The following is a 22,942-nucleotide window of genomic DNA, read 5'->3' as shown; positions in this document are numbered from 1 at the left end:
TCTGATATCTAGTTTCTTAAAGGTTTACCCTTGAAAAGAATACTGTGAATTCTTTCGAGTGTTTTCGGTTCTGCCGTTAACTCGACAAACATTTGTCGCTCTAAATCCAGTAAATACTGTTCCGATACTTTTTGCGGATAGGTCAAGTCTCCTCCACACATGATCCAACCAAGTTTGCGTGCAATCTTTGCATCGTGCTCCGAGATATAATTCCCCAAGAGCATACCGTTGATACCTGCTTCAAAGAGTGCTAGGCCTGTTCGTCCCTGTACTTTGATATCCTTTCTCTCCATTGGTTGGGTATAGCCCGCTTCGTGCATCTCTAAAACTTTCGCTTTTGCATCCGTTAAGAGTCGCTTGCGATTTAGCGTAATGCCATCTTGCGGTCTCAAGATGTGCATGGCTCTGGCTTCTTCCGCTGAGGTAGCAACCTTGGCCGTAGCGATATTCATAAATGCTTCTTGCAAGCGATTGAGTTCTGGATCTCCTCCTTCAATGGAGTCGGCCACCCTCATGGTCAACTCTTTGGTTCCACCACCGCCCGGGATCAAACCAACACCAACTTCTACCAAACCAATATAGGTTTCCGCATGTGCCTGAATGGCATCGCAGTGAAGAGACAGTTCGCAACCTCCACCCAGTGCCAAGCCTGCCGGTGCAGAAACCACAGGAATAGATGAGAACTTAGCCCTCTTCATGGTATTCTGGAACTGTGCCACCATGAGGTTGACTTCGTCAAATTCTTGGTCTCCTGCGAACATAAAGAGCATTGCCAGATTGGCACCTGCAGAGAAGTTCTCTCCTTCGTTACCGATCACCAAGCCTTTGTAATCTTTCTCTGCCATTGAAATAGCCGTTTCGATACCTTCGATCACTTCCTGCCCAATGGCGTTCATTTTGGTATGGAACTCCAAGCATAATACACCATCTCCAATGTCGAAGATAGATGCGCCTGCATTCCCCCATACCTTATTGGTTTCTCGGATGTTTTCAAGGATTATCAGATCTTCAGTACCTGGAATGGTTTTGTATGCCTTGGATGGAATGTCATAGTACTTCTTGATACCATTCTCAATTTTATAGAATGACTCGTGACCCGCATCTAGCATCTCATAAACCCAAGCTGCTGGCTTCATGTCTATGCCTTCCATCTGCTCAACTACGGATCTAACACCCAATAAATCCCAAGTATCGAAAGGACCCATTTGCCATGCAAAGCCTGCACAAACGGCCTGGTCTATTCTGAATAGCTCGTCAGAAATTTCTGGGATACGATAAGTCACGTATTTGAACGTATCGTAGAATGTCTTTCTGTAAAACTCACCCGCCTTATCATCAAAGTTGACGAGTGTTTTAATTCTGGTTTTTAGGTTCTCTTCATCCTTTACTGCCTCAAGCGCCTTGAACTTAGCCCTTGTTCTATCTCCGTATTCGAAGGTTTTAAGGTCGAGTTCCTGAATTACTCTTTTGCCATTGGCGTCCTTCGATTTCTTGAAGTAACCTTGTCCGGATTTATCACCAAACCAACCTCTTTCGTGAACTTCTTTAACAATGCCCGGTAGCACGAAAGCCTCCTTAGATTCGTCATTCGGAAGGCCAGCATAGAGGTTGTTCGCAACATTAACAGTTGTATCCAAACCAACCACATCCATCGTGCGGAAAGTGGCTGACTTGGCCCGACCAATAATCGGTCCGGTCATACGATCTACTTCGCCCACCGTCAAGCCCATATCTTGTATGGTATGCATGGCCGACATGATGGCGTAAATACCAATTCGATTGGCGATAAATGCAGGAGTGTCTTTACATAGCACGGTTTCCTTGCCTAAGTATAGATCACCATAATGCATCAAATAGTCTATGATCTCTGAATCTGTTTTTGGACCTGGAATAATCTCCAGCAACCTCAAATACCTTGGTGGGTTAAAGAAGTGCGTTCCACAAAAGTGCTTCTGGAAGTCTTCACTTCTTCCTTCGGACATCATGTGCATAGGAATACCCGAGGTATTCGATGTAATTAATGTGCCGGGTTTTCTATACTGCTCGACTTGATCAAAGATGATCTTCTTAATATCAAGCCTTTCCACAACCACTTCAATGATCCAATCGACACTGGATATTTTCGACATGTCATCTTCAAAGTTGCCCGTCTTAATACGCTGGGCAAATGACTTGTCGTAGATAGGTGAAGGCTTAGACTTCAATGCAAATTGGAGTGCATCATTTACAATTTTGTTTCGTGCTGCTGGGTTGGCTTTTTGATCTTCGGCCAAGTCTCTTGGAACGATATCCAACAGCAATACTTCAACACCGATATTAGCGAAATGACAAGCTATCCTAGAGCCCATTACTCCAGAACCTAATACTGCTACTTTCTTAATACTTCGACTCATGTGTTTAGAATATTGATTTTGAATCTATCAATTGATTAATCTTAGTTATTACCTCAAAGAAGGCGTCAAGCTTTTCAGGTGCAATCGATTGCCGAATGACTTCATTAAATCGAATAACCGTTTCTCTTGAAACTCTCCTCTTTTCCTGGCCTGTTTCTGTGAGAAAAATTCTGACTGAACGACCATCATTTGGGTCTTTCTCTCGGTAGATAAAGCCCTTCTCTTCCATGCTTTTTAGCATTCGTGTCAAGCTTCTTGACTCTAAGCCCATTAATGGAGCAATCTTAGTTGCGGGAGTGCCTTCTGTCGGATCAATGTTCAATACCACGAAGGCCATGGACGTGGTGCTTTCATGTTGTACCGCCTGTTGATTATACATTCGGTAAATGGCATGCCAGCACATTTTTATTTGGTGATCTACAGTTTCTTCTCTCTTCATAAGCTGCTGTGAGGTTTACGAAGTTAGAAAAAATTTGTTATGCATGCATACTATTTTTCTTGAAAAGTGTTCTTCGACCAAACTGGCGAGATGTCATTAGATTAATTTCCGAGTCTTTCTACCAAGAATATGGTAGTCAGCGTTGAGCTCACAATGGCCGCGATAGTACCAAAGTTTTCCAGGAATTTGCCTGGCTCTCTCTCCCTAGTTTTAACCGGTTTGGTCGAAACAGTTATGACCGAACCATCTAAAACTTTTGGGTTAGAAAACCAGCCAATCTTACGTGTAAAGCCATCTGGCCTTGTGAGGAATATCTTTTTAGCCTGCTTTGTTTTTCCTCCTGAATTTCTCAGGTAAGCTCTTACCCCTTGGTTCTCAATGAACTTCTGCAAGGATGGGTTCACCACTTCTCCTTGAACATTTATCGTGTATACAGATTCAGGGATGTAAATTTGATCGTTGGGTTGCAAAACTATATCAAATTTCGAACTCCTTTTAGTAAATAGGTCGTCAAAAGAAAAGGCCAAACGCTGTCCATTACGTATAAATGTAGCCCCTCCTAGATATGCGTTGGGTGACAGCCCTCCTACTTTATCAATAAGACCCAAAAGTGTTTCTCCTTTGCTTTCCAAAGAGTATGTTCCAGGGAACTTAACTTCACCACCAACGGTGACGCTTCTTTGTTCAGAAGATCCAGGTATTCTGTCTACAGAAATGTTGTCATTATGTTCCAAGAAGTAGCTGGCGTTTGATTTAGCCTGAACTCCAAGTAAATAGGGTAAATCTGTTTTTACTCTTGTTAACTCGGCTATCTGGTTTCCCGTAAAGTCAAACTTCTCTCTCGAAACAGTAACTGAGTCTTTGAAGGAAGTTCTTACAAAGCCACCAGCTTGAAGAATTAAGTCTTCAACAGTCATGCTGTCAGTCAATACAAAACGGCCTTCGTTTTTAACAGCTCCACGAATGGTCACATACTTGTCAAGCACTTCATTGATATCACGACTATATAAGATCACCTTGTCCTTAGGTTTCAAAACTGCATTGAATTTCTTATCTAAAACATTGTCTAAATTGAACGGGATGACTTGATATTCTGTTTTTCCAGCCTGATACCTTAACAGGTCAGCTCGGCTAGTCAAGATTCTATTCTGATATTCCAAATCCTCAATGTTCGCAGACATAAAGATTAAATCATAAAGACTCAGGTTTTCTCTCCATAAGACTGTCTTAGGTTCTGACAAAAAGCCTTCAATAGACACCGTCTCTAGTGATTTTAACTCTTGGTCACTATAAATTTTAATCGAATCATCCGCTTGCAAATTCAAATCTGAATTTATCTGGCCATTGATAATTTCAGAAAGCGATAATGATCTGAACTTTAGATCACCGTTTCTGTCTTTCCTGAAAAGGTCAAGTTTTTCGAAGTAGGTATTTGGTCTAAGGCCTCCTGCGTTTTCGATAAGCGATCTTATAGTCATATCTTCCACAAGCTCATACTCTCCAGGTCTAAATACAGAACCTGCAATAGTTACTAAGTTGTCGAACTTGTCCAACACCTTGTTAAAAATAATCTCATCTCCATCTTGAATTCTGAAATTGACCCCATCCTGCAAGAGTTGTCCATAGTCGATAGTTATAATCTCACGATCGAAAACAGAATCGCTGTCTCTACCTATAAGAGGTTTCACCCTTTTAATTGTAACAGATGAAGTATGTGCAGTAGGTTTAAGTCCTCCGGCAAAGCCTAGCAGATCTACCAAACCTTCACCTGATTTCAATTCGTATATTCCCTGTCTATTAACCTCTCCCTTTAGCGATATACTATTCATTCGACTCTGAATAAAAATCACATCATTACTCATCAGACGTAGGTCTTCAGAGATAGAGCCTTTGATTAAATAGTCATAAAGGTCTATGGTCGATACAAACTTGTTGTTTCGAAAGACTTTTATGTCTCGTAGTGATCCTGAAGTTTTGATTCCACCAGAAGCATAAAGTGAATTCAGCGTAGTGGCGAAAGCGTTAATAAGGTGTGACCCTGGGTTATTAGACTCACCCATGACCATAATTCGAATCGGCCTTAGTTTCGTAAGTGAAACGTCTAAGAAAATTTTGTCTTTAGTCAGACCTGAATAGAATCGCGAGAGATATTGTTTTAATCTTTGATTTAAGTTTTGATATGTAGTACCTGAAACAAACACTTGCCCTACATTTGGCATAAAGAGGTTCCCATTGATATCTACGACTCCCTCAAACTGAAACTCAGCTTCTCCCCACAAGTAAACTCTCAATTCATCACCCGGCCCAACAATGTAGCCTGGGTCTATATTCCCAACAAGTGCCTGTTGATTTGCATAAGGGTTATTGTTGAAGACATCATAACCAAAGTACTTTAATCCATCATTGTCATCAGGCTTTTCGGAAACCTCAACAGTCGGTGCTACTTGATTGTTCTGATCCTTTATCTCTGTTGTGTAGTCTACAAGGTCGGGAGTAATCTTTGTAACAGGGTTTACTTCATTCGTTGACGTCTCTTTGTTTAAGATATACTTTTGAAGGTATTGGTCGTAATCCAATCCATAGAGTTTTGCTTGTCTCCTTGCATCCTCTTCAGAAAGGCCTCTTTTTCGCAGCTCTGCTTGAACCTCTTCAATGGTATCAATGCCTCTTTTCTCAAGTTCTCGGTTCACTTGTTGCTCAGTTTGAGCAATCATTAGTGATGTTAAACAGAGAAAAAGTAGCACATAAAAATTCCTTACTACTACGTATTTTAGTTTAGTGCTTATCATCGATAACTCCCCAAAAAAACTACCAGCCTAGATTTGGGGGATTCAAAAATAGTAAATTTCTCGTTTACAAAGTAAAATTTGATTTTTGTTGACACTTTATTAGCACTTAGATCATTTTCTGATCATATATCACTAACGTCAAAATCAGGACCTTTACCGTAGCGGATAAGGTCAAAGAGGGAGTAACTCTCAAGGGTGTGAATATCTTTTAGATTACAATCACCATCAGACATTATCTCCAGTACTTCAAACTCAAAGGATTCTCCAAAGTTGATCAGTTGGAACCTTTTACCTACCCTTAGGTTATTAAAGGAGCTCGCCATAAAACCCTTTAGTTTTCATTACTGAAATCACCCCTAAGTTCCCTAAATCTGGTTCTGGCTTCAGCTACATATATGCTTCCCGGAAACTTGGTCAGTAAGTCACTATAGATTTTCATAGCAGATTCGGAATCTCCAAGGTCATCCTCATGAATTACTCCTGTCAAGAACAATGCATCATCTCCCAGTATCTCAAAGTAATGTGCTTCGTTGATCTTATTCAAAGACTTAAGCGCGTTTTCAAAGTTTCCTAATTCTCTTTCTGTTTGAGCCTGTAGATAAAGCAGTTCGTCTACAATAGAGTGATAACTATATTTCACCAACATACTGTCCATCGCTCTCAAAGCCGCAGTTTTTTGGTTTTGAAATAAAAGCAATTCAATATTGGCATATTCTTGCATGACTACATCTGTACTGTCGAAAACGGTGTTGTTTTTGATAAGAATACTTAAATCAAGTGCATCATTCGCTATTTCTCTTGAGGTAGCAAGTTTCAGAATATCCAAATTACTTTGAGCAAGTTCAAAATCTCCTTTGAAATAGGACAGTTTGGCACTTTTCAGCTTAGCTGTATAGCCAAGGGGTTCATCCTTAAACATTCTTTCTACCTGACCATATAATAAGATGGATTCCCATGGCTCCTTATTCAAAAGGTATATATCTGCAAGATCCATTTTTGCTTCTGCTACCACATTATGCCTGCCCACTTGTTGTTCGAGCATCGTAGTCAGTGTTTCTATTGCTTCCTCAATTTCATTTAGTTGGAATGCCTGTAGCAATGCAATTCTTCTTTGGGACTCCATCACCGAAAAAACATCTCTCGATTCTGAGATAAAGACCTCATATCTCGTAATTAAATCTCTTATCGCAGCTGAATCAATAGGGTAGCTATTTTTCAACACCTCCTCTTCTGACAACAATACATAACGAGAAGCCAACCGTCTACTGGGGCTTTCAGGAAACTCTTCAATTATATAGCCGAAGGCTTTTTTCGAGGTTTTATAATCTGAATTTCTAAAGGAAATCATTCCCACATTCATAATGTTATCTCCGTTGTTAGCAAGCCTTCTGTCCAAAGCCCTAGCCTGTCTAAGTGCTGCGGAAAAATTCTTTTGCTGAAGATGTGTCCACACTAAAAGGTTATTGTATGTACTGTTACCTGCTTCCTTCTGTATCACTTCATAGAGTGTCATTTCCAGTGTGTCAAGATCTTCTGGCTCTTGCAAATAACGCTGAAGGGAGTTTTTTACATAGTTGAGGTTCTGCGGTTGATTTTTAGAGAAGTTCAGATACTCTGAGATCATTGGTTGCTTCTTGTTCATCAGTCGATAAACATTGGCCAAGTCCAGTGCAAACAAATCTTCTTGACCTAATGCATTTCTTCCCTTGATATAAGTATCAAGTGCTTTCTCTCTAAAGTTTCTTTCAAAAAACACCTGAGCAAGAAACCTCGTCTCATTAGATTTTTTACCGACTGACGCCCTATCTGTGACTTTCTTAATGACTTCTTCCAGTAAGGCATTGGCCTTCTCATCTTCGTTTTTAGTTCGGTAGAGTACCCCCAAATCAACTTCATAAATGAAATTAGAAGCATTATCTTTAATGATTCCCTTTAGATATTTTTCGGCTTCACCAAATTCCTCAATAGTAAGAAGCAACTTGAAGTAGGTATCGTGAATTCTCGGAATATTGCGTCTGTTCCGCGCAAGTTTTTTAAACTCTGCTTTTGCCTTATCGAACTCACCTTGGTTGTAGTATTCTTTGGCAATTTGAACTGGATCATTTGTCTGAGCATCTGCATAGTTTGAACTAATTATGGTGCAAGCTAAGATGGTTAGACAAGACTTTATCGACAGTTTCAACACACTCATATTAGTATATTATTCTTTATATAAAATTAAGTTGTTTCTATTAGGGCTGTGGATATGTGGAAATCTCTTTCATTCACACTAAGCTAAGATATTTGTTTACGAAATGTTCACGATACAGTTATTCTTAACATTTTATACACGTGCTAAACCTTTGTTTATTAAGTGATTAAAAAATTAGTATTGATAAGTCCGTGGAAACGTTGATAAATACGGGTGATATGTGAACTGTGGATGGCTTGGTGATAGCGTGTTTGAATGGAGGAACTTATCCAAGAAGATCAGAAAGTGTTTAAAGAAATGACCGAAGGTGTGGAGAAGTTGATGAGATTAAATCTTTTATACACAAGTTATCCTTACGGATTCAGAACCTAAAAGTAGATGTTTAGGTCCGTTTGCTCCCAGTTCTTTCGCACTTCTATGAGTTTCGTTTTATAGAAATCATCATAGTAGAATTTAGCAGGTTCGGGACCTTCCCATTTGAGAACATTTCCAATATCCCATTTCCCATTAGCATTAAGGTCCTTGATAACCCTGATGAAGTAACGTCCCGCAGGTAGATAATTGAATAAGAACTCCTTTTCAGTAGAAGATTCTATGACTTCGAGGGTTCTTCCGTCTAGTAATTGAACTATAATATTTGGTGACTCGGATATAACTGTGCCTCCTATAGTTGCAGAGTTTTCAGTGGTAAGGAGAGATATGTTTTTGTCTTGGGCGATTGATGAATCATTTTCAGCGGAGATGAAAGCTGCTTGCTTGAATGATAAGGCAATGCTAGGTGATGATTTTTGATTTAGTAGAGCTACAACATCAATCGGGAAGGAAGCCTTTGTGTTGAGCGTATTCCAAGTGATGGATGTAATATCAATAGGTACTTGAGCCGTACTATCTAATTGATAGTACAAACTGTCAGCATTGAAGTCTATTACAGGTTTACTGAATGATAAGGAAATGGTGTCCTTGGGAGGAAGTTCATTGCTGGTAGGTGTTACGTCTATACTGAAGTTTGCTGGGGCTAACTTTGAGTCATTGAATGTAACTTGGGCTGTGTCGGTGTGAATGGTGTTTAAGGAATCCTTTGCGCTAAAGATAACTTGGGTGGTATCTGAATATGATCTATTAGAACGATATAACCTGACCTTTGAGTTTTCAGGTTTACTATAGATGAAGTCTTCACCTTCTAATATTTGGAAGTCCGTGATCGATTTGTTGAATGATATATCGAAGTATACCCCAAAAGGTCTGGCTGAAGTGGTTCTGAGTTTGTCTGTATTGAGACCTTGTATTGTGAAATCTATATCTGTAAGGGAACGGCTTACGTTGAGGGTGTCCTTGTAAAACCCATATAATTCAGTCTCGCTATCAGCTTGGCTATTATTATTCTTATCCCGTACAGCATAGACTCTGAACTTTCCATTAGGTAGATTACGGAAGCTGTAGTTACCAACAGAGTCGGTTCTACTGTAATAGGATGCGGGGCCGTTTAAAATATCTAGGGAATCATTTTCTGTATAAAGAGAGACGAGGAGGTTCTCTATTGGTTCTTGATTATAGAGGTTTAGAACTTGACCTGAAATAGTCAGAGAGTCAATATATTCACCAGTAGAGAAACTCAGATTTATTCCTTCAGCAGGATTGTTATTGGTAATGTCCTGAATGGTACTACCGAAACTCAGGCTATATGTTGTATTCTCATCAAAAGGCTCAGTGAAGCTTAAGGACAATATATTTTTATTGACTCTGGCTCTGTAGGTACCATTTGGTTTTGGGGTTATGATAAGATCTGTTTCAATGGATCTTGTAACGATACGCTCATCGAATGTGAGTTGGATTGCCTGACCTGTGAAATTGGTAGTTCCATCTGTAGGAGAGGAATTGAGTAACGATGGAGGCGTCTCGTCAATTGGCCCGCCTGTGGGAGCTCCTACTCTCGCACAGGAAGTAGCGATCAGAATTACAAGGCCAAAGAGAAGACTTGAAATGAATTTACCGTCAGACTTCATTTGCTTAGAACGTAAATAAGGCTACTGTATTCATTCGACTTTTTGGCTTTTTTATTGGAAATGAACCCATTTAAAAATGCTTTCAAATAATTTTTCTTACCCGACTGATACTCTTCTGAAAGTAAACTAACATAATAGCTATCAAATTTCATGGGATGCGTGGCGACAATATTCAGGCCAAAATTCTTAGCAAGTTGATGGATGCTCTTTTGAGAAAAGTGATAAAGGTGACGAGGAACATCATAACCAGCCCAAAATTTCTGATAGCATTGGGCATCATAAGACTTGTAATTGGGTAAGGCTAGTATGATTACGCCATTATTGTCTAGTCTTGAGATGAGTTGATTTAAAGTCGCTTCAAGGCTGTGAACATGTTCCAGTACATGAAATAGACTAATGGATGAAAATGTTTCATTGATTGGTAGCGCTTCCAATGATTGAAAAGTGCTCGCAATATTATATTGTTCTATGGCAATGGTCCTTGCTTTTATATCTGGTTCGACACCATTGACTTGCCAGCCTTTTTTACTCAAGAGGTTGAGAAATGAACCGGTGCCACAACCAAAATCAAGATGCTTTTTGTTAAGTGTATACTTGTTAAGTAGGCTAAGTTTGTACTTGAAGTTTATCAGTTGAATGCGTTGGTATAAAAGTGTGAATAGACCGCCTTTTTTATCCCCGTGAGACACGTAACTATTTGATTTATAGTACTTTGTGATTTTGGTCTGGTCTGGCCGAGGGTTAGTTGAAAGAGTATCACACTTTTTACAAAGGCTAAGTTTGAACGACTCTTGGTCACCAAAATAGTCAGGGACTTCTTGATGAAATTCAAGTTGATTGTTGCCACATACCGGGCAAGAAGTAATTGTTTCGTTGCTCATCGGCCCATGTAAACCATTAGTACGGATATATCGGCAGGTGAAACACCACTAATCCTGGAGGCTTGCCCAATTGTTTTAGGTCTGACTTTTTCAAGCTTTTCTTTCGCCTCAGAAGACAGGGCTGGAATGCTTTTGAAATCGAAGGCCTCCTTAATTTTCAGGTCTTCGAGCTCGGAGACTTTTTGGGCTAGCTTGGTCTCTTTATCTATATAGTCTGAATACTTTATATGAATATCGGCCCCATCGATAATGTCTTGTTCATATTTTGACAGATAGGTTTCGAGTGTGTCATCGATACCTTTGAGATCATTTACATGAACCTGTGGTCGCTTTACTAACTTGGACAGTGTGGTGCGATGTTGAATCTCAGCGGTTGAAAGCTCTTGCAGTGTGGGGTTAACTTGAGCGGGATCCACTTTCTTTTGATCGAGGTCATTCAGTAGCTTATGGATTTGAGCTGAACGATCTTTCATAGTATTGAGCCGCTCGTCTGTAGCGAGTCCCAGGTCATAACCCTTTTGAGTGAGTCGAAGGTCTGCATTGTCTTGTCTTAAGAGTATTCTGTGCTCGGCTCTGGATGTAAACATGCGATATGGCTCGTCTGTTCCCTTATTAATTAAGTCGTCAATCAATACGCCTATATACGCCTCTGATCGAGAAAGCGTGAACTCTTCCCGTTCATGATTCTTCAAATGAGCGTTGACTCCTGCCATTAGGCCTTGACAAGCCGCTTCTTCATAGCCGGTGGTCCCATTAATCTGACCAGCAAAATATAGGTTAGATATGAGTTTAGTTTCCAAAGTATGATTGAGCTGTGTAGGTGGAAAGTAGTCGTATTCAATGGCGTAACCTGGTCTGAACATTTTTACATTTTCAAACCCACTGATTTTCTTAATGGCTGCGTATTGAATATCCTCGGGTAAAGAAGTAGAAAAGCCATTCACGTAGATTTCTACAGTATTCCAGCCTTCCGGCTCAACAAAAATTTGATGCCTATTACGCTCAGCGAATCGATTGATTTTGTCCTCGATAGAAGGACAATAACGTGGGCCTATCCCCTGTATTCTTCCATTGAACATGGGAGATTTATCAAACCCTTGTTCTAGGGTCTGGTGGACTTTTGGATTGGTATAGGTGATATAGCAGCTTCTTTGTTGTTGAAGTGGTTTTGTATGATGACTGAAAGAAAACTTCTGTGGGTTTTCATCGCCTGCCTGTTCTTCCATTTTGCTATAATCTAGGGAACGGCCGTCAACTCTAGGAGGAGTGCCAGTTTTCATTCTTCCTGCTTCAAAGCCTAGTTTGACGAGTTGTTCGGTGATACCCTTTGATGCTCCTTCACCCGTTCTCCCACCTCCAAATTGTTTTTCACCAATGTGTATGATGCCATTAAGAAATGTGCCTGAGGTGAGGACGACTGATTTAGCTCGAAATTCTATACCCATCCCAGTGGTGACTCCAGTTACCCGATTTCCTTCTACAAGAATACCAGTGACCATCTCTTGCCAAAAGTCAACATTGGGGTTGGCTTCAAGTGCTAGGCGCCACTCTTCGGCAAAGCGCATTCGATCATTTTGTGTACGAGGACTCCACATTGCAGGTCCTTTAGATTTATTAAGCATTCGGAATTGAATCATTGATTTGTCTGATATGATTCCTGACATGCCACCGAGTGCATCAATTTCTCTTACAATTTGACCCTTTGCTACACCACCCATTGCTGGGTTGCATGACATCTGGGCTATGGTGTTCATGTTCATGGTAATCAGCAGAACTTTAGAACCCATTTGAGCTGCGGCATTTGCTGCTTCACATCCGGCATGGCCGGCTCCTACTACTATAACATCGTACGCTGGATACATTTCCTTAAATCAATAGTTCCACGTGAAACAGTTGCGCTAGTCGAAAAAGTTTCACGTGGAACACTCTGTGTTTGTTCAAATGTTCAGCAAAGATAAAGAAGCTTCTTCGCTTTTTCTCATGTCTCGTTTTTGCTCCTCAGTTTTGTCCAGTTTGCCAAGAAGGTGTAAGACTCCGTGTACCATCACTCGGTGAAGTTCTTGTTGGTAGGGAACGTTGAGCTCTTTGGAATTTTCACGTACACGATCTATGGAAATGAAGATGTCGGAATCAATTGGCAAACTTGAATCTTCTCGGTTATCGAAGGTTATGATGTCAGTGTAATAGTCGTGTTCGAGGTATTGTTTATTTACCTCTAACAAATAGTTGTCTGAACAATATATAAAATTGACAGACTCAATTTCTTGCGAATAATTGTGAACGACTTCGTTGATCCAAGCACGGAGTACGCGTTTGTGTTTTAGGGTAAATGAGACCTCTTCTTGAAAGAAGTTGATATTTGGCATTAACTCAGATAGAAAGTGAGCTCTAACTTACTGCCGTCACTTTTGAAGTTAACTTCATCTGCGAGGTTCTTAATCAGGAAGATACCTCTTCCCCCTACTTTTTCTATGTTTTCGGGTGCTGTTGGATCTGGAAGGTTTTGATGATCAAAACCATTTCCCTGATCGCTTACCGTAAAGACGATCTGTTCATCATGTAAGTTGGCACTAAGCAAGACATTTTTGGCTTTATCCGATTTATTTCCATGAATGATGGCATTATTAACGGACTCTATGACGGCAATCATAATGTTGCCATAAAGATCATCGGTTAAGCTGTATTCTTCTTTTGCGTTGTCTACGAAACTCTCGACTATACGAATGTTCTCAACAAGAGATGGTATTTCGATGCTTATGTTCTTCATTGAAGGGCTCAATTCTTTTCCTTGATCTTTTTGAAATACTTATTGGTCTCTTTCTTGTAGTAAGGATTTAGTTTGGCTGGTATGGTTCTCAGCAGCTCTATTTCTTTTTCTTTGGCCTTTAAGTATTCATTAAGAGATTCTGGAATTGACAAGTCATAGTCAAAGGCTGTTCGTCCTTTTCGTTCCTCATCTTCACCTCGCTCTTGAACTGAATTCTCAGCTTCAAGTAGTCTTGTCAAGATATCTTGCTGTCTTTGAACGGTCTCGTCAGTAATGCTTTTGTTGATGAGATCCCATTCATTTTCTTCCATTTGATTGATCAATTGATCAATTTTCTCACCCAATTTATTTCCATCGAGTCCGGTTTCAAAATTTTCAAGGGCATTTCTGAGTCTTTCTTGTTGCGAAGCGAGTTTAGCGAGCTGTTCACTGAGCTGTCGCCCAGACATACCACTCTCCTTGAGTTCTTTGATCTGTTCGCTAAGTTGTTGTTGTAGTTCACTTAGCCCACCCATTTGTGGTTTGTTTTTCTGGTTTCCTTTAGAGCTACCTTTGCCCATCTGGCTAGCCATTTGTTGTTGCATTTGTTGGACTACATCATCGAGCAAAAGCGCAAGGTTGTTAATCGATGTCATCGCAAATTGCTGTTTACCAACGGCTTGACTCACCCTTTTTTCTTTAAGTGTCTCTACTGCTCCATCCATTTGTCTATTCATCTCTCCCAATTCACGCATGACGAAGGACGATATTTGAAACACTCGTTGAGAAAGTGAGATGAGACTATCCTGAATGATTTTGGAATCGTCTTGAAGCTTCAGTTGACGTTGAGACAATTTAACATACCGAGGGTCGCTTTGACGGATTTCTTTGAACTCATTCATTAGACCTTCCTGATTAAAAGACAGTGTAACGAGGTTATCTACTAAATCTCGTAGGTTCTCGAGGTTTTCTTGCTGTTGTTCCATCTGCGCTCCGCTCTGCATAGATTGAAGGCTTTGCTTTACCTCTTTCATTTTTTCCGCAGCCCGTTTTTGAGCCTTGGAGGCATTTTGGCGTTGTTGTTCACTTTGAGACTCTTGGCCTTCACTTTTTTGTTGTTCTTTCTCCTGTGAGTTTTCTTCGTTTTCTCCTTTCTCACCTTCGGAATTCTGGCCTTCTGGGTTTAATTCTTCTTGAGCTTTTTGTTGCTCTTCTTTAGCTTCCTCAAGGTCTTCATCCAAATCTTCGGGCAAACTGTCTGGGTTTTTCCTGTCTTGATTTAGCTCGTTGAGTTTGTCCAGTTCCTCTTGTAATTTTTCTAGATCTTCTTGCTCCTTCTTCTGTTGTTCGGCTAGTTCTTCGTTTGTTTTCTCTCCCTTTTGTGTTTCTTTATTTAGGGCTTCCTGATCGTCAATTTCCTCTTGTAACTTCTCGATGTTGTCTTCCAACATCTTGTCAAACTGCAGTTTTTTAAAGAGCTCCAATGTTCTTTCCAGGTCTTCTTCAAGGTTGCTACTGTTTTCCCGAAGATCATCCATTTTGTCCCTAAACTCCTCTATATCAGACTGTTCCTCCAGCAACTCTCTAAGTTCATCATAGAGTTTTTTCATTTCATCATCCAAGACGTTGTTCATGATTTCTTGGAGCTGTTCCATTTTCTGTTTAATGGATTCGTTTTGGGGTTTGAATTGCTCTAGCTTCTGATTGTTTAGCTGGTTTTCCTTTTTCAGTTCATCGACCTTCTCGGCAAGTTTTTCTTTTTGGTCCAGAATTTCTTGCATGAGTTTTTCATCCTGCCACTCTATCTCCTTCTTGGTTTTTAGGCGTTCATCTGCCTCTTCAATCATTTTGTTCAGTTCCCTGGCATCTTCTAAGGTCTTATCAATTTCACTCTGAATTTGCTTGTCATTGGCTTCGATTTCAGCTTCAATGTCTTCCAGCGATGGGATTTTGAAGCTATAGGTTGCAGACTTCACAGCCTTGGAACCATTGACAGCATCATTGTCAGCGACTTGCATATAATACTTCAACTCAGCTCCAGCCTGAATCTTTGCTGAATCCAGTGTATAGACTTGGTAATAACTTTGATCGGATAGCTCTCGGTTAAAAGGGATCTTGAAGGACTCATATGAACGTTCTCCATCATATGAATAGTGAAAGGAAAGGGATGAGAACCCATAGTCATCTCTAATATTTCCACCAAGGACAATGTTTTTGTAGAGCACGGTATCCTGGAATTGATCTAAAACGATTTCTGGGTACCTGTCTTTGATCACTTCGATTTGAAATTTGAGAGAGTCTTTGTTACTGCTGAATTCGTTTTGAAGTTGGATGGAGTAAGGGCCTGAACTTTCAATGGTCTTTTTGATTTGAAATTGACCATTATTAAGGTCTTCGGCTGAAACAAGTTCATTTTTATTGGCAAATAATACGGAGAGTGATTCAGTGTGTTGCGTACTGAACTTCCAACTGACTTGAGTGCCCTCGGGTACCGTAAGGTTTCCAGAGTTACGAATACTCTCATTTTCTCTTAGTGTGTACTTAGGGTATTCTATGTCCATGCTAAAGAGGTCAATAGATGGCCTAAAGGCTGCATCGATTGTATAGCGATCGGATAGTATGCCCTCAGACTCTAGACTGAAACTTATATCACCGCGTAAACGATCAATTCTATATTCAAATTTGTCAGTACCCAGCTTCGAGACTTTAATTTTGCGCTCATTAATCCAAATGAATACATCATTTGGGCTTAATTGTCCTTTTGTTTCTATCGACAGAGTAAACGGCTCATCAATAAAGCCTTCTAATTGCTGAGTGTCGATGATAAAGGAGAATGGTGCCTCAGCCTTGAAGTCAGAATTGTACTTAATGATACGGGTTGAGCTTTCCGTGATAAATTGGGGCAAAAATATTAACAGCGCAACGATGATGGCTACAGGAGTATATACATAACGGAGGTATCTCTTGTTGGCCTTTAAGTCAATGGCATTTACAAAAGGAACTTGTTGAATACTACTACTTTTCTGTCTGATACTTGCTAGAAGCAATTCGTTCTCTTTACTAGAGAGCTTTTCTAACTGAATGATATTCAGAAGCTTATCAGATATTTCTGGGAAGAACTTCCCAATTTGAAGGGCGGCCTCTTCATTACTGATCTGCTTGCTTACATTCTTGATCGTTAAAATATGCCTGAGTACTAAACCATAGAAAGAGACAAGGGCAAAACCTATGAAAGCATATAATAGAGCAGCTCTACCTGATGATCCAAGCCGACCAGAAAACTCTACAGTATTGATGACCAGAAAAAAAGCAAGGATCAGTGCGGCAAACACGATGGCACCCTTAATCGCCTTATTCCTATAGTACTTTGCTTTATAGGCTTTTAGTTGATTTTTCAGTGCCTCATTAGATCCCATGTCCTCTGAAATTTTGTTTTACACTTTAATTACGCAAATCATACGCAAAGGATTGTAAAACGATTGATAAAGAGGAGAATATACTACTTATTCAGTCAATTTCTAATACAATCGGGCAGTGATCCGAGTGATGGGCCCCTGGAAGTATGGAGGCTGACTTTAATCTTTCTTCCATGGATCGCGTGGTCATGTGATAATCAATGCGCCATCCTTTGTTATTGGCCCGAGAGTTTGCTCTGTAACTCCACCAGGAATAATGGTGGGGATCCGGGTTGAAAGCACGAAAACTATCGATGAATCCAGAGTCGATGAATTTTGACATCCACTCGCGTTCTTCAGGAAGAAAACCAGACGAGTTTTTATTGGAAACGGGGTTATGGATGTCAATAGGCGTATGTGCTATGTTATAGTCACCGCTTATCACCAGGTTAGGAATGAATTTAGTCAATTCATGAGCATAGTTATAGAAAAAGTCGAGCCACTCGTACTTGAAGTCTTGTCTAATATCTCCACTTGTGCCACTTGGCATATAAACTGACATGACGGAGAAATTATCAAAGTCAGCGCGGATTACCCGACCCTCATTATCATAGAGGGAGTTGCCACACCCATATTCGACATGTTTAGGTTTGCGCTTAGTCAATATGGCCACACCACTGTAACCCTTCTTCTCTGCGGTTTCCGTGTACAGCTCATACCCTAACTCTTTGTAAAAGGGCTCAATTTGGTCTGCCATGGCTTTAAGCTCTTGCAGGCAGACAATGTCTGGGTTTTCTTCACGAAGCCAAGAGTCAAAACCCTTTTTTAATGCCGCTCTAATCCCATTGACGTTGTAAGAGATGATTTTCATAGTGTGATTTTCAAGTCGTATTCTTTTTCAAAGTACTCCAAAACATGCATTTTGAGTAATTTTTCCTGGTCTAACAGGTCAAAGCGAGGTAATTTATTCATGGCCACCCAATGTGGCCAACCTTCTTTGTCAAGGCCTTCTAGCTCGTAGTAACCAGAATAGCTCAGAACTTTGCAAATGGCGATGTGCATAAGGTCTTGCTTCTCTTCTTTGGAGAAGTTTTGCTTTCCCTTTCCCAGTTCCTGAACTCCAATAAGGAATAGTGTGCTATTCAGGTCCTTTGGTCGCTTGCCAATGGTTTCACCTAGTTGAGTGAGTAGCTTCACCCATTTTCTTTGAAGCTCAAGGTCTTTTTTATACATTTTCGCCTTCTTCCTGTAGGCTTTCCCAGTATTCAACGGCTCTTCTCAAGTGAGGGATTACTATGGTGCCGCCAATCAGGTTGGCAATAGAAAGGGCCTCGAACACCTGTTTAGTTGTAATCCCCACCTCATGACATTTGCCTAGGTGGTATTTGACACAATCGTCACAGCGAAGCACCATTGAACAAGCCAAACCGACAACTTCTTTGGTTTTAATATCAAGCGCGCCTTCGGCAAACGCATTTGTGTCAAGGTTAAAGAGTCTCTTGAGCACTTTATTATCTTCTTCGAGAATCTTCTCGTTCATTTTGGCTCTATAGTCATTGAACTCTTGTACTATACTCATATTTCTCTTAATTTATTCTTTAATAAAATGAATCAAAGATCGCTCTCTACATTTTTGGCTGATTTCGTATCTCTATTCTACCCTAACCTCTGTTTAGGTTGTGAGGGCTTGCTCCCAAAAGGCAGCGACTATTTATGCCCGAAATGTCACTACAATTTACCAAAAACCCATACCCATAAGCTTGAAGTTCCACAGTTCAGGGAAAAATTTGATGGAGTCATTGAGCTAGCTCATGTTTTGGTTTATGCTCACTTTTTTAAGAAAGGGCTCATTCAGAAAGTCTTACACCACCTGAAATATGGTAACCAACCAGGAATTGGAGAGATGATAGGCCGAAGATATGGTGGAGAGCTGTTTGAGGACGGTTTTGCTGGTGCTTTTGATGTTATAGTTCCTGTACCATTGCATCCTAAAAGACTGAAAGAGCGTGGCTATAATCAAAGTGAACATTTTGGACTCGGCTTGTCTCGATCACTGAGCCTTTCCATGAATTTGGATACGCTCATTAAGGTGAAGCATGTTGATTCACAGACAAGGCGGTCTAAACTGAGTAGGATCAAAAATGTGGAAGGTGTTTTTGAGGTATTAGATAAGGACAACCTTCGAGATCAACGTGTTCTCTTAGTTGACGACTTATTGACAACAGGTTCAACATTGGTGGCGTGTCTGGAAGTTTTACAGCAATGTGAACCTCGCTCTTTGAGCATTGCCACTATTGGGGGTGCTAAATAAAAAAAGGCCTCAATTCTGAGGCCTTGAAATATCTTGAAGCTTGGTTCTTCTACTTACTTTCTGCCGAAAACCCTGCTTATGATGCCGTTAGATTGATCTAGCTGTCTTGAACCGATTGAGATCATCGCACAACGGAACCCGATAGTAGAAGTGGCCCTGTCCATGTCAAGGAACCTTCTGGTACCTGGAGCCATCCAGTAAGCGACATCTTTCCAAGAACCACCTTTATATACTTTGGAGCGATCGTTTACTAGTGAGCGATACTCGAGTTGAGGGTTAAATGAAACACTATCTCTTACTTGGCTGGACTCCCAACCATAGTCTTTTTCTGAATCGCCAGTACCATCTTTTCTCACAGGGTTCAAATCATCGAAGTCACCGTATGAAAGTGGACGATAAGTATCAAAAACCCACTCACTGACATTACCTGCCATATTGAAAAGGTTAAAATCATTTGGTTCTCTTTCGCCAACAGGCTCTGGAATTACAGAGGCATCATTGTTGACATTACCGGCAATACCCGCATAGTCACCGCGACCTCTCTTGAAATTTGCCAAGTGCTCACCTCTCTTTTTGCCGAAAGGATTTCTTGTACTTCTTCCATCCCAAGGGTAGATTCTTCCGTACTCTTCATTTTCATCTAAGTAAACGGTACCAATGGTCGCTTTTGCAGCATATTCCCACTCAGCTTCGTTAGGGAGCCTGAACTGTGGTAAATAAATACCTCTTTCAATGAACTGTCTTTTGTTAACTTCCTCATTCATGAACTCAACCACCTCTTGCTGAAAATCATCAAAGTCCTCAACGGAGATCAACTGCTTGTCGCCATTGTTGTCACCAATTACTTGACCACCTATTCCTAGCTCATAATCACCAGAGGTCTCATTAACCACGATGAACTCTTCCTGGAAAGTCAAAGGCAGCTCTTCAAAATCCATTTCAAAGATTTGCTTAAGGTTTACAAAGTCCGTTCTCCACTTAGAATAATCGACCACCTGCCTCCAGGTTACTCCTACCACCGGATAGTCATTGAATCCTGGGTTACTATAGTAATTCTCTGCGTAAACATCGTTAAACGAAAAATTGCTTGTCCAAACCGCATCGTTCGGAATGATATCCACCATCATTTTTGGGTTACTCTTGCTATGGGTTGGCCCCTGAAGGTCTGGAATGAATGGTAAGATTGGGTCTGCTGCGTTTTCGTTATCCTTAGAATTTGGATCTTCTATTTCGATGTTCTTTGGAAGGGGTAAGTCCTGAGGGTTGTACTGGTAGTGTACATACTCCCTCCAATCTTTGTTGGTGACTTCTGTTTCGTCCATCCAGAACGAGTTAACCGTCACAGTTCTCTCGACATTGTCACGAGAACCATAAAGATCTTGTTCATAAGAGCCTAAAATAGTTCTACCTCCCTGCACAAATACCATTCCCGGAGGGTTTGGTAATGCCTGGTCGTCATATGGTTTGAAGCCGAGGTTGCTCTTTTTTGTGGCATACGTAGCACCAGTAGTAGTACTTTGGCTAGTTTTCTTGGAGCAAGCACTAATGGAGAACAAAAGTATAACACTAAGAGCGCCTACTTTCAAATAACCCGCTGTGTTTTTCATTTTTAACTATTTAAGCTTATTCAGGTGAAAATTGAACTCGCTAATATACATTTATACTCAATCTATCACAAAATCAGCCTTCTGATTCAATGTCCAAAACGAGATAATTGAACGGATATTTCAGAAAATGAGATAAATGTTGCCGACTGTCTCGGGCTATGTTGCCTTATGGGTCAACAGCCTTAAAATAACTTGAGCAGACTATAAGTCACTTGATCAGCCTATATTACCTTTCAGTCAAAGGCTAACATGGCCTTGACATAAAACCATTTTATTTGAAACATGAATAAAAATAAGCTCTATTGGATGCTTCAGTTTGGCGGCTGGGGTGGCTTAATGCTAACGAGCTTTTTAGCGATGGTTATGTTCATGCCTTTTCTACCGGCACTGGGCACTAACCTGATGGCAATTTTACTAGGTGTTTTTGTCAGTCACTTGTATAGGGGCTACGTAAAACGCAAGAATTGGAAAGAACTGCGTATTGCCAAGCTTTGGCCAAGAGTTTTCCTAGCGAGTGTCATTCAAGGAGCTCTCTTATCGGTATTGACCTTGCTGATACTCATTGGAGTTTTTGTCCTAATTGCTACAGCTGACCCTGAGGCAATCAATGGCCTAATGGGTATTCCTGAAATAGAGGGTATTGATGAGGAAACTATGGAAAAGTTCAGGCAAGCAAGCATTTCCAATTTTTCCGGAAGCAAGCTCCTGGTATTCCTATTGAGCTTTGTTGCCAGTTATGCCATTTATTTCATCTGCTGGTCAGCTTTGTATTTTGCCTATCAGTATTTGCAAAAAACCAGAGAGATGGAAATTGAGGGATGGAAGCTTTCGGCATCTATAAAAGATGCGGAACTCAGTACACTTAAGGCTCAAATCAATCCACACTTCATGTTCAATAGCCTTAATAATATCCGTTCTCTGGTGGTTGAAGACTCAGAGAGGGCGAGGGATGCCATTACCCACTTGTCAGACCTGCTTAGGTTTTCGGTTCAATTCGATCAGTATGAAAAAGTTTCCTTAGAAAAGGAGCTGGAAGTTGTATTAGACTACCTCAAGCTAGAAGCCATTCAATTGGAAGAGCGATTGAGATATACATTTGATATTGATAAGTCTACAAAAGAGATGCTCATTCCACCAATGATTGTTCAGACCCTTGTGGAAAATGCTATTAAGCACAGTATTAATAATCTTCCGAACGGGGGAGAAATCATCATAAAGTCAGCGATCAACAATGATTTCCTTTTTATCAATATAACCAATACAGGCCAATTGAAGAGAGACAAAAAACAGGCTTCTGAAGGAAAAAGAAGGGGTATTGGCATTAGTAATGCACGAGAGCGGTTGAGGCTGCTTTATGGAGAGAAGTCTGGTTTGACGGTTCAAAACCTCAATGAGCATATGGTATGTGCTACTGTTAAGATACCTTTGAATGATAAAGAAAGATTTGCCTTATGAAAACACTTATAATTGACGATTCCAGGTTAGCGAGAAATGAACTTAAGAGACTGTTGAAGGAGTTTGACAATGTTCAAATTGTTGGAGAGGCTGCAAGTGCTGATGAGGCGAAAGAAAAAATCAATGAGCTCAAACCCGACCTGATTTTCCTTGATATTCAGATGCCAGGAAAAAATGGGTTCGAGTTGCTGGAGGAATTAGAGGTATTGCCAGAAGTAATCTTTTCAACAGCCTATGATGAACATGCGCTAAAAGCCTTCGAATATAACGCACTAGATTACCTCGTTAAGCCAGTACAGAAACAGCGCCTGGCTGGGTCGGTTTCCAAGGTCTATGATAAAATCAAGAAGAAGGAAAATGAGCAAAACAGTACACAGGAAGGCATATTGACGATTAATGATCAGGTTTTCGTAAAGGATGGAGAGCGCTGCTGGTTTGTTCAATTATCTGATATCAGGCTGTTTGAGGTGAGTGGTAACTATACTACCGTCTACTTTGATACTTCAAAGCCGATGATTACGAGAACTCTTAATTACCTGGAGTCAAGGCTTGACGATAAGACATTTTTTAGGGCGAACAGACAGCAGATTATTAACCTGAAATGGATAGAGCGAATAGAGCCTTGGTTTAGTGGAAGTTTGCGAATTTACCTTAAAGGAGGGGAAGAGATTGACGTTTCAAGAAGACAAACCCTTAAATTCAAGGAGTTGATGAGTTTCTAAATACTGAGTG

Annotated in this window: 18 protein-coding genes; 3 read left to right on the top strand and 15 right to left on the bottom strand. The window is 40.5% G+C overall.

Translation table 11 applies throughout. The annotated features are described in order from the left end of the window. Positions 1 to 8 precede the first annotated feature (8 nt). From BFP97_RS14820 to BFP97_RS14755, 14 genes are all read right to left on the bottom strand, one after another. Positions 9 to 2,393 (bottom strand): 3-hydroxyacyl-CoA dehydrogenase/enoyl-CoA hydratase family protein, encoded by a 2,385-nt coding sequence (locus tag BFP97_RS14820; protein ID WP_069843172.1) that lies wholly within the window; start codon positions 2,391 to 2,393, stop codon positions 9 to 11. Positions 2,394 to 2,397: 4 nt separating this feature from the next. Further along, complete coding sequence (locus tag BFP97_RS14815) at positions 2,398 to 2,832, bottom strand: MarR family winged helix-turn-helix transcriptional regulator (RefSeq protein ID WP_069843171.1); 435 nt, start codon at positions 2,830 to 2,832, stop codon at positions 2,398 to 2,400. Positions 2,833 to 2,933: 101 nt separating this feature from the next. After that, positions 2,934 to 5,546 carry an SLBB domain-containing protein gene (locus tag BFP97_RS14810; RefSeq protein WP_069843170.1) on the bottom strand — a complete coding sequence of 871 codons (2,613 nt, stop codon included), beginning with the start codon at positions 5,544 to 5,546 and terminating at the stop codon, positions 2,934 to 2,936. 197 nt (positions 5,547 to 5,743) lie between these two features. After that, a complete protein-coding gene (locus BFP97_RS14805) occupies positions 5,744 to 5,944 on the bottom strand; it encodes a hypothetical protein (RefSeq protein WP_069843169.1) in 201 nt (66 codons plus the stop codon). An 8-nt stretch (positions 5,945 to 5,952) separates the two neighbouring features. Beyond that, the gene (locus tag BFP97_RS14800) at positions 5,953 to 7,812 is read right to left on the bottom strand and encodes a tetratricopeptide repeat protein (RefSeq protein ID WP_069843168.1); all 1,860 of its coding nucleotides are present in this window, start codon (positions 7,810 to 7,812) and stop codon (positions 5,953 to 5,955) included. A gap of 368 nt (positions 7,813 to 8,180) precedes the next feature. Continuing rightward, positions 8,181 to 9,815, bottom strand: coding sequence for an Ig-like domain-containing protein (locus BFP97_RS14795; protein ID WP_069843167.1), 1,635 nt, complete (start codon positions 9,813 to 9,815; stop codon positions 8,181 to 8,183). After that, complete coding sequence (locus BFP97_RS14790) at positions 9,812 to 10,696, bottom strand: class I SAM-dependent methyltransferase (protein ID WP_069843166.1); 885 nt, start codon at positions 10,694 to 10,696, stop codon at positions 9,812 to 9,814. Before BFP97_RS14790 ends, BFP97_RS14795 begins: the two co-directional genes overlap by 4 nt. Beyond that, a complete protein-coding gene (gene mnmG / locus BFP97_RS14785; protein ID WP_069843165.1) occupies positions 10,693 to 12,558 on the bottom strand; it encodes a tRNA uridine-5-carboxymethylaminomethyl(34) synthesis enzyme MnmG in 1,866 nt (621 codons plus the stop codon). Before mnmG ends, BFP97_RS14790 begins: the two co-directional genes overlap by 4 nt. Positions 12,559 to 12,633: 75 nt before the next feature. Next, positions 12,634 to 13,062, bottom strand: a complete 429-nt coding sequence (gene ybeY / locus BFP97_RS14780) for an rRNA maturation RNase YbeY (protein WP_069843164.1) — start codon at positions 13,060 to 13,062, stop codon at positions 12,634 to 12,636. Beyond that, entirely contained in the window at positions 13,062 to 13,463 is a 402-nt protein-coding gene (locus BFP97_RS14775; RefSeq protein ID WP_069843163.1) for an ATP-binding protein, read from the bottom strand. The genes ybeY and BFP97_RS14775 overlap by 1 nt, the downstream gene beginning before the upstream one ends. An 8-nt stretch (positions 13,464 to 13,471) precedes the next feature. Further along, on the bottom strand, positions 13,472 to 16,858 hold the full coding sequence (locus BFP97_RS14770; RefSeq protein ID WP_069843162.1) for a DUF4175 family protein: 3,387 nt from the start codon (positions 16,856 to 16,858) through the stop codon (positions 13,472 to 13,474). 91 nt (positions 16,859 to 16,949) lie between these two features. Then, entirely contained in the window at positions 16,950 to 17,708 is a 759-nt protein-coding gene (locus BFP97_RS14765; RefSeq protein ID WP_069843161.1) for an exodeoxyribonuclease III, read from the bottom strand. Next, on the bottom strand, positions 17,705 to 18,070 hold the full coding sequence (locus BFP97_RS14760; protein WP_069843160.1) for a hypothetical protein: 366 nt from the start codon (positions 18,068 to 18,070) through the stop codon (positions 17,705 to 17,707). Before BFP97_RS14760 ends, BFP97_RS14765 begins: the two co-directional genes overlap by 4 nt. Next, positions 18,063 to 18,416 (bottom strand): carboxymuconolactone decarboxylase family protein, encoded by a 354-nt coding sequence (locus tag BFP97_RS14755; protein ID WP_069843159.1) that lies wholly within the window; start codon positions 18,414 to 18,416, stop codon positions 18,063 to 18,065. Before BFP97_RS14755 ends, BFP97_RS14760 begins: the two co-directional genes overlap by 8 nt. 27 nt (positions 18,417 to 18,443) lie before the next feature. Here BFP97_RS14755 and BFP97_RS14750 point away from each other — a divergent pair, with 27 nt between their 5' ends. Beyond that, entirely contained in the window at positions 18,444 to 19,148 is a 705-nt protein-coding gene (locus tag BFP97_RS14750; RefSeq protein WP_069843158.1) for a ComF family protein, read from the top strand. A 53-nt stretch (positions 19,149 to 19,201) separates the two neighbouring features. Here BFP97_RS14750 and BFP97_RS14745 read toward each other — a convergent pair whose 3' ends face one another. Then, positions 19,202 to 20,755, bottom strand: a complete 1,554-nt coding sequence (locus BFP97_RS14745) for an SUMF1/EgtB/PvdO family nonheme iron enzyme (RefSeq protein WP_069843157.1) — start codon at positions 20,753 to 20,755, stop codon at positions 19,202 to 19,204. A gap of 282 nt (positions 20,756 to 21,037) precedes the next feature. Between BFP97_RS14745 and BFP97_RS14740 the strand changes: the two genes are divergently transcribed. After that, entirely contained in the window at positions 21,038 to 22,210 is a 1,173-nt protein-coding gene (locus tag BFP97_RS14740; RefSeq protein WP_069843156.1) for a sensor histidine kinase, read from the top strand. Beyond that, the gene (locus tag BFP97_RS14735; RefSeq protein ID WP_069843155.1) at positions 22,207 to 22,932 is read left to right on the top strand and encodes a LytR/AlgR family response regulator transcription factor; all 726 of its coding nucleotides are present in this window, start codon (positions 22,207 to 22,209) and stop codon (positions 22,930 to 22,932) included. Before BFP97_RS14740 ends, BFP97_RS14735 begins: the two co-directional genes overlap by 4 nt. Positions 22,933 to 22,942 lie beyond the last annotated feature (10 nt).

This window comes from Roseivirga sp. 4D4 (genome assembly GCF_001747095.1).
Classification (GTDB): Bacteria; Bacteroidota; Bacteroidia; order Cytophagales; family Cyclobacteriaceae; genus Roseivirga.
This window is presented reverse-complemented; position numbering and strand designations above follow the sequence as displayed.

What these genes read in the sequence shown, in the direction of transcription:
- mnmG (WP_069843165.1), bottom strand. Translation starts at nt 12,558, where the DNA reads ATGTATCCAGCGTACGATGTTATAGTAGTAGGAGCCGGCCATGCCGGA.
- BFP97_RS14735 (WP_069843155.1), top strand. Translation starts at nt 22,207, where the DNA reads ATGAAAACACTTATAATTGACGATTCCAGGTTAGCGAGAAATGAACTT.
- BFP97_RS14740 (WP_069843156.1), top strand. Translation starts at nt 21,038, where the DNA reads ATGAATAAAAATAAGCTCTATTGGATGCTTCAGTTTGGCGGCTGGGGT.
- BFP97_RS14815 (WP_069843171.1), bottom strand. Translation starts at nt 2,832, where the DNA reads ATGAAGAGAGAAGAAACTGTAGATCACCAAATAAAAATGTGCTGGCAT.
- BFP97_RS14750 (WP_069843158.1), top strand. Translation starts at nt 18,444, where the DNA reads ATGAATCAAAGATCGCTCTCTACATTTTTGGCTGATTTCGTATCTCTA.
- BFP97_RS14790 (WP_069843166.1), bottom strand. Translation starts at nt 10,696, where the DNA reads ATGAGCAACGAAACAATTACTTCTTGCCCGGTATGTGGCAACAATCAA.
- BFP97_RS14770 (WP_069843162.1), bottom strand. Translation starts at nt 16,858, where the DNA reads ATGGGATCTAATGAGGCACTGAAAAATCAACTAAAAGCCTATAAAGCA.
- BFP97_RS14775 (WP_069843163.1), bottom strand. Translation starts at nt 13,463, where the DNA reads ATGAAGAACATAAGCATCGAAATACCATCTCTTGTTGAGAACATTCGT.
- BFP97_RS14810 (WP_069843170.1), bottom strand. Translation starts at nt 5,546, where the DNA reads ATGATTGCTCAAACTGAGCAACAAGTGAACCGAGAACTTGAGAAAAGA.
- BFP97_RS14765 (WP_069843161.1), bottom strand. Translation starts at nt 17,708, where the DNA reads ATGAAAATCATCTCTTACAACGTCAATGGGATTAGAGCGGCATTAAAA.
- BFP97_RS14795 (WP_069843167.1), bottom strand. Translation starts at nt 9,815, where the DNA reads ATGAAGTCTGACGGTAAATTCATTTCAAGTCTTCTCTTTGGCCTTGTA.
- BFP97_RS14805 (WP_069843169.1), bottom strand. Translation starts at nt 5,944, where the DNA reads ATGGCGAGCTCCTTTAATAACCTAAGGGTAGGTAAAAGGTTCCAACTG.
- ybeY (WP_069843164.1), bottom strand. Translation starts at nt 13,062, where the DNA reads ATGCCAAATATCAACTTCTTTCAAGAAGAGGTCTCATTTACCCTAAAA.
- BFP97_RS14820 (WP_069843172.1), bottom strand. Translation starts at nt 2,393, where the DNA reads ATGAGTCGAAGTATTAAGAAAGTAGCAGTATTAGGTTCTGGAGTAATG.
- BFP97_RS14745 (WP_069843157.1), bottom strand. Translation starts at nt 20,755, where the DNA reads ATGAAAAACACAGCGGGTTATTTGAAAGTAGGCGCTCTTAGTGTTATA.
- BFP97_RS14755 (WP_069843159.1), bottom strand. Translation starts at nt 18,416, where the DNA reads ATGAGTATAGTACAAGAGTTCAATGACTATAGAGCCAAAATGAACGAG.
- BFP97_RS14800 (WP_069843168.1), bottom strand. Translation starts at nt 7,812, where the DNA reads ATGAGTGTGTTGAAACTGTCGATAAAGTCTTGTCTAACCATCTTAGCT.
- BFP97_RS14760 (WP_069843160.1), bottom strand. Translation starts at nt 18,070, where the DNA reads ATGTATAAAAAAGACCTTGAGCTTCAAAGAAAATGGGTGAAGCTACTC.